The sequence below is a fragment of the Chryseobacterium sp. P1-3 genome, assembly GCF_000738495.1.
GTDB classification, from domain to species: Bacteria; Bacteroidota; Bacteroidia; order Flavobacteriales; family Weeksellaceae; genus Chryseobacterium; species Chryseobacterium gallinarum.
The window spans coordinates 799,870-806,619 of record NZ_JPEQ01000007.1 but is presented as its reverse complement, the minus strand read 5'-3'; the positions used below and the strand labels follow the sequence as shown (position 1 = coordinate 806,619).

The 6,750-nt window shown below is 35.5% G+C and carries 4 protein-coding genes and 1 pseudogene; 2 read left to right on the top strand and 3 right to left on the bottom strand.

The genetic code is table 11. The annotated features are described in order from the left end of the window. Window positions 1-22 precede the first annotated feature (22 nt). Complete coding sequence (locus HX13_RS12170) at window positions 23-1,477, bottom strand: sigma 54-interacting transcriptional regulator (protein WP_050021284.1); 1,455 nt, start codon at window positions 1,475-1,477, stop codon at window positions 23-25. A gap of 84 nt (window positions 1,478-1,561) precedes the next feature. Further along, window positions 1,562-2,699, bottom strand: a pseudogene (locus HX13_RS12165) (vWA domain-containing protein). Window positions 2,700-3,536: 837 nt separating this feature from the next. Here HX13_RS12165 and HX13_RS12160 point away from each other — a divergent pair. Both HX13_RS12160 and HX13_RS12155 read left to right on the top strand, forming a co-directional pair. Further along, window positions 3,537-5,198, top strand: a complete 1,662-nt coding sequence (locus tag HX13_RS12160) for a sensor histidine kinase (RefSeq protein ID WP_238555276.1) — start codon at window positions 3,537-3,539, stop codon at window positions 5,196-5,198. Continuing rightward, window positions 5,198-5,851: a response regulator transcription factor gene (locus tag HX13_RS12155; RefSeq protein WP_050021282.1), complete on the top strand. Its 654-nt coding sequence runs from the start codon at window positions 5,198-5,200 to the stop codon at window positions 5,849-5,851. Before HX13_RS12160 ends, HX13_RS12155 begins: the two co-directional genes overlap by 1 nt. Window positions 5,852-6,248: 397 nt before the next feature. Here the strand turns inward: HX13_RS12155 and HX13_RS12150 are convergent, their stop codons facing one another. Beyond that, complete coding sequence (locus HX13_RS12150) at window positions 6,249-6,701, bottom strand: SRPBCC family protein (RefSeq protein WP_050021281.1); 453 nt, start codon at window positions 6,699-6,701, stop codon at window positions 6,249-6,251. Window positions 6,702-6,750: the final 49 nt, after the last annotated feature.

The window sequence follows — 6,750 nt, the reverse complement described above, 5'->3', positions numbered from 1 at the left end:
TAATTTATTTTGATCAAACCTTTTAATTCCGTAAAAACTGGCCGATTCCTATAGAATCAAAGGTAAATGCAGATTGATTTTCGGATTTATCGATTTTATTGCTGATTGTTAATGCCCATAACACCAGTTCTTTACAAAAGTTTTGGTCTTCAGGGCTTAACTCTGCCGCATTTTCTTCAACAACTGTTGTCAGTGGGGTAACTTTATCAAGTTTGGCATAAAATTCTTTATCTGTATCATTATAATTGAGCTGAAGATGGTTTTTGTTAAACCATTTGATCAGATCGGTATACGGGGTTTTTATTCCTTCTTTTTCAAGTTTGGCAATACGGGGGAATAGGCTTTCAAACTGGGTCATAATGGCCTTGTCTATTAACATTTTAGCCACATAATCTGCTCCTTCCTGTTCTCCTTCATATACAAGCTCAATTTTCCCGGTAATAGAAGGTATAATTGACATGAAATCAAGTAAACGGACCGTTGTTTTGGGAGCTCCTGATTCAATCAGGCGTAATTTGGCAGCAGCAACCAAGTTTTCCATCGCACTGATGGTAAGACGGGCACTTACGCCACTTTTGGCATCCACGTATTCACTGCTTCGTGCGGCAAAAGCAACTTCTTCCAACAGGTCTCTGGCTAAGCCGGGAATTTGTATCTGTAATTTATCCTCGGCTGATACAGCGGCTTCCTGCTCTGTGATCTGACGGGCCAGAGCGATCGTCTGGGGATAGTGGGTGAAAATTTGGGACCCGATTCTGTCTTTCAAAGGGGTTACAATGCTTCCCCGGTTGGTATAATCTTCCGGATTGGCTGTAAAAATAAATTGAATGTCAAGAGGCATTCTCAGCTGAAACCCACGGATCTGAACATCTCCTTCCTGCAAAATATTAAATAAGGAAACCTGAATCCTTGCCTGTAAATCGGGAAGTTCGTTGAGAACAAATATTGAACGGTTGGCACGGGGAATCATTCCATAATGTAAAACCCGCTCATCGGAATAAGGAAGTTTCAAAGTAGCAGCTTTAATAGGATCAATGTCACCAATCAAATCCGCAACGTTTACATCGGGAGTCGCCAGCTTTTCAAAGAAACGTTCTGAACGGTGTACCCAGGAAATGGGAGTCTCATCCCCAAGTTCTGCAATGAGATCTTTGGCATATTTCGATATAGGATGAAACGGGCTGTCATTGATTTCGGATCCTTTTACAATAGGCATATATTCATCCAGGAGACTTACCATACTTCTTGCAATCCTGGTTTTTGCCTGTCCTCGTAAACCCAGCAGATTGATATGATGACCTGCAAGAATAGCCTTTTTCAACTGAGGAATTACAGTGTCTTCATAGCCCCATAATCCTTCAAACACCGGCTCTTTTGCCCTGATCCTGGCAATTAAATTGGCCTGAATTTCTTCATGAATTGTTTTATCAATATAACCGGAATCTTTTAGTTTTTTAAATGTGATATCTTTTTTCATTTTCTTTAAATACTAGTGATTAGCTTTACAGAAGTCTTTATCATAAAGCTATAATAATGTTTCTAATTTTGTTTTTACGGCTGATTATATTCTCTTTATTCTGTTTTTTTCATAATCTTCAAAAATCATCTGTCCCAGACCGGATAAGCCTGTTAAAAATGCTTTCCCTTTATTTTGTGCAGTAAATGCTTCTACAAACTGACGCAGATAAGGATCCTGGGCAATCATAAAAGTGGTAATGGGAATTTTCAGTTTTCTGGCCTGGGCGGCTCTGTTGAGACATTGGTTAACAATCATTTCGTCCAGCCCATAGCTGTTGGTATAGAACTCTCCGGTAGGAAGTTGGATACAGCTTGGCTTTCCGTCAGTAATCATAAAAATCTGTTTATTGGTATTTCTTTTCCTGCGAAGAATATCCATGGCCAGTTCCAGGCCTGCCACCGTATTGGTATGGTAAGGCCCTACTTTTAGATAGGGAAGGTCCTTGATTTTAATCGGCCAGGCTTCATTACCAAATACGATAATATCTATGGAATCTTTCGGATACTTTCGTTTAATCAGTTCTACCAATGCCATCGCTACTTTTTTGGCAGGCGTGATGCGGTCCTCTCCGTATAAGATCATAGAATGGCTGATGTCAATCATCAGGACGGTACTCATTTGTGCCTTATGTTTGGTTTCTTCTACAATAAGGTCATCTTCTGTTAAATGCAGATCTGAAATTCCATTATTGATCTGGGCGTTTTTTTAAACTTTCAGTCATATTTACAGCAGCCAGATCATCTCCATATTGGAAAGGGCGGTTTTCACCATCCCGCTCATCACCGGTTCCTGTTTTGGTGGTTCGATGGTTTCCCAGTCCGTTTTTTTTCAATTTCCCGAAAATCTGGTCCAAAGCATATTCCCGAAGGGCGGCTTCCAGTTTCGGGGTCAGGAGATTTTTCCCTTTTCTATCTCCTGTACTTCCATCTTCAGATTCTTCTTCCCTGATATATCCCCGTTTTTTCAGATCTTCTTCAAAATCTTCGAGCGTATATTCTTCATTGAAGATGTCATATTCTTTATCAAGCATATCCAGCCATTCAAAGGCTTCCTCAATATCACCGGAAGTGTGGGTGAGCAAATCTTTGAAAATATCAAATACCCGGTCAAAATTGGATATTTCAGCCGGTATGTGTTTACTGAATGTAAAACCTTTTTGAAAATTAAAATCTTTATTCATTCGTCTTGGCTTATGATGAAACAATCCGTTGTCTTCCTTAAATACTCAGGTTAGATGAAATTAAAAACAGTTTTTTATCATTTATCACCTAAGATATTTGTAATTCCTTACATCGTTTCAAACTGAAAAGTTAGGAAAATATCATCTCAGGATCCCTTATGAAAAATAGAAAATACTAATAACTGTGATATGAAAACATATATTATACAATAAACCCCCACAAAAAAAATATATATATCAATACCTTGCACTCTCGATGAGCTTTCACTCCATTCCCTTGTATTTGCATTTCAAAATGTTCAGACTGATATCATAATATGGAGATTACAAAAATGATTTTATTTTCAATTTATCTTACCATATACTGTAATGATTTTTTATAATAATAATGTTTTATTTTTAAAAATGATAATATAAGCTGATGAGAAAAAACCGGGATTTTCTTTATGCTCTTAGGAATAAAACAGTTCAGGTAATTGTTTTAGCTCACACTACAGCCGGTAAAGGCACAGACAAGGAAAAAAAATATTTTCTATATTCAATGTAAAGCCCGTTTTTTTATATAAAAATGAATTAAATATCAGATTTAATGTATTATCTTTATTTTTTTCATATTGTTCTGTTTTTTTGGTTTTTTATCTGATATTTAGCATTATAAAAAAAATAAAAAATTACTTTAACTTTGTCAGCTAAATGATCAGTATTAATCATTAAATTTTTGGTAATAATGTCATTTTAATAATGTAACGTAAGAAACCACAAAATTAATTGAGCGTATAGGCACCTATGAAATATAAATTCTTAAATTTTAGACTGAGGAAAATTGTTCATTACTCATTGATATTGTGTATTTTATTAATACAGGTTATTATTGCTGTATTCATTTATAATGAGTTTGTTAATGAGAAAAAGCTGAAGTTTATTAAGAACCAGTTGGAGGAAAGCAGAGCTCTGGGAGGATTGACTGATAACTCCAGGAAAGATTTCATGGACGCCCAGGATCACCTTCAAAAGTACATGATGAATCAGGATGATAAAGAACTGCAGCTCTATTTTCAGTCATTAAGAAAGCTTAAAAATAATTTTGATAAGATCAGCACCTATGAAAATACCAGCCCGAGACTGAAAAACAGTCTGGCTTTGCAGAAAAAGGATACCCTGAAAGCGACACGGTTAAAAACATTAATAGATTCTGCATATAAATCTTCGTTGAATCCTCCTGTAAAGATGGAAGAGCAGTCTTATCAGCCGGAAAAGTATAAGAATAGTTTAGAGAATTTAAATATACAGACCCACACTTATACGGACACCATCAAGAAGAAAGGTTTTATGGGACGTCTGAAAGATGCAATAACGGGAAAAGTAAATGTTCAGAAAGAAAATACGGTTATTACAATGACCAATAATAAGGAAGTGGATCTTTCCCAGGTAAAGTCAGAGGTCAGTAACGTAATGAAATCTATGGACAGGCATTATGCAGCCGAAGTAAAAAAAGTACAACTCTATGCTGCCCAGAGCCAACGGGATAATATGCGTTTTTACAGTAATTTCAGCAAATTGCTGGTGTATAGCAACGGGCTGATAGAAGTGTATGAAAGTGCCATCAAAGATTTCAAATCACAATTAGAGAAGGAATACAATGAACAAAGTTCAAGCAATAATAAAATCAGGAGATATCTGGTTTTCGGCTTAATGATTTTGATGTTTATTGTATCGATTTTGATTATGTACTTTACCAGGGTAGCTTTTCTATATGAACGGAAATTAAATGCTGCGAATGAAGAGATTAAGAACAATCTTAATTTCAAAAACCGGATCCTGGGTATGCTAAGCCACGACTTAAGGTCACCACTGAAGATTATTAATATCTTTATTGATAAAATTTATAAAAGTACCGAAGATGCTACAGTAAAAGACTATCTTCAATCCATAAAATTTACCAATAGCACCCTGCTTCTGCAATCTAATCAGATCCTGGAATATACCAGGAATCAGGATGCCGAAAAAAAGCTTATCAATTCCGTTTTTAACCTTAAAGATGAGATTAATTCTATTGTTAAAGTGATCACACCTTATATGGAGACCCGGAATAATAAATTTATTGTAACGGACGGAATACCCGAGAATATGGTTGTCAACTCAGATAATATAAGGATCAACCAGATATTTATGAACATTCTGGGGAATGCCAATAAGTTTACGGAAAACGGACAAATCGATCTTATCCTGACCACAGAATCCGTTGATAAAAATAAAATTTCCCTGATCACAACTGTAGCAGACACAGGAGTCGGTATATCGGAATCTGATGTGAAAAAGATTTTTGAACCTTATTACCAGGGAGTAGTGTCTGATGAGGTAGACAATCTTGGTGCAGGGCTGGGGCTGAGCTTAGTAAAGGAGATTGTAGATCTTTTTGACGGAGAAATATCGGCTACCAGTAAACTGTACAAGGGAACAAAAATAACATTCAGGTTACATCTAAATACTAATAAATAATGGAGACAGAATTTGAAAACAAAGAAATCATCTTTCTTTTAGCAGATGATCATAGTATTGTAAGACAGGGAATTGAGATTATACTCCATGATATTGTTCCTGACGCCAGGGTGTTTCATACTTCATCATTACATCAGATTGTAGAACTGACAGAGTCAAAGGGAATTGATATAGCCATCATTGATGCTCATTTTCCTGACGGCAACAGCCTGCATATTTTATCTGAAATGAAAAGGGTAAATCCTGATATCAAAATTCTGATATTTTCAGGGCTTGAAGAAGATCTGCATGTTCTTAAATTTATTAAAGCAGGTGCCAACGGTTTTCTGAGCAAGCTCAGTGAAGAAGAAGAAATACGTGAGGCTATCTCATATTTTGTAAAAAAAGGAGAATATTTTTCTGCGACCTCCCGCGAACTGTTAGTACAGTTCCTTTACAATCCTAATTTAATTAATCCCCTTAATAGCCTTACGAAAAGAGAGCTGGAAATTGCAGAAATGTATGCGGAAGGTCTCGGAAATCTTGAGATTGCCAATAAGCTGGATATCAAACAAAATACAGTCAGTACCATTAAAAAGAACATTTTCAGTAAACTGAAAATAGAAAACCTTGTCGAATTAATTGATCTGATCAAAACACACCATAATATTTAGTTTTTAAACTTATTTCTCACTTTTTCCTTGCTAAATCCGGATTATCGATAAATATCGATAAGATGTCCGATGTGTATCTACAGGGTTTTTATGGGAAATTATATCCTAATGTTGTTACTTTGCAGTATAAAATTTACCCGATTAAAAAAAACACAAATGGATTTAAGGTAAATTGGAGTAACTATAAAAATAATAAACTATAGTTATATAAAAAACGCAAGTGATGAAATTAAATATAAAACAAATGATGAAATTAAATTATAAAAAGTTTGGAATAACCTTATCTGGCGTTTCTTGAAAACTTATACTAAAAAAAACACAAACATAAATATAAAGAAACAAAAGATAATTTCAGGTTATTTAACACTAAAAGGGAGGCTTTTTGCCTCCTTTTTCTTTATATTCCGTTTTTTAAATAGGGATTTCCTTTTCCTGTTTCCAGGAATAGTTTTAAGCTGCTGATAAATTGTTCCCAGCCGACAGAGCACACTTCATAGCATTCGATGGAAGGTTGTAAACCGACGTGTGTAAGTCGTAATAAACCTGAACTTTCGTTTTGTTCCATTTCCCAAACTATAGTGGTTCCTATCCATTCTTTTTGATTTTTTAATGTAGGAATAGCGATCAGTGAGTCTTCGACGTACCAGCTGATCTTGGAACCAGGAATCACTTCTTTCACCCGCATGGTTTTATGAATGTTGTCTCCAAATCTGATAGTAAATACATCGTCCTTGTGTGCAGATGATCCTTCAAACATTTCACTCCACCAGAGAGGAATGGTACGGGTTAATGCCCCATAGATCTTATCAGAAGTAGCTTTTACTTCAAGAGTATTACTGTAATTATCCATAGATTTAGTTTTTATTTTACTTTACTTGAAAAATTGGTAGGCAATACAA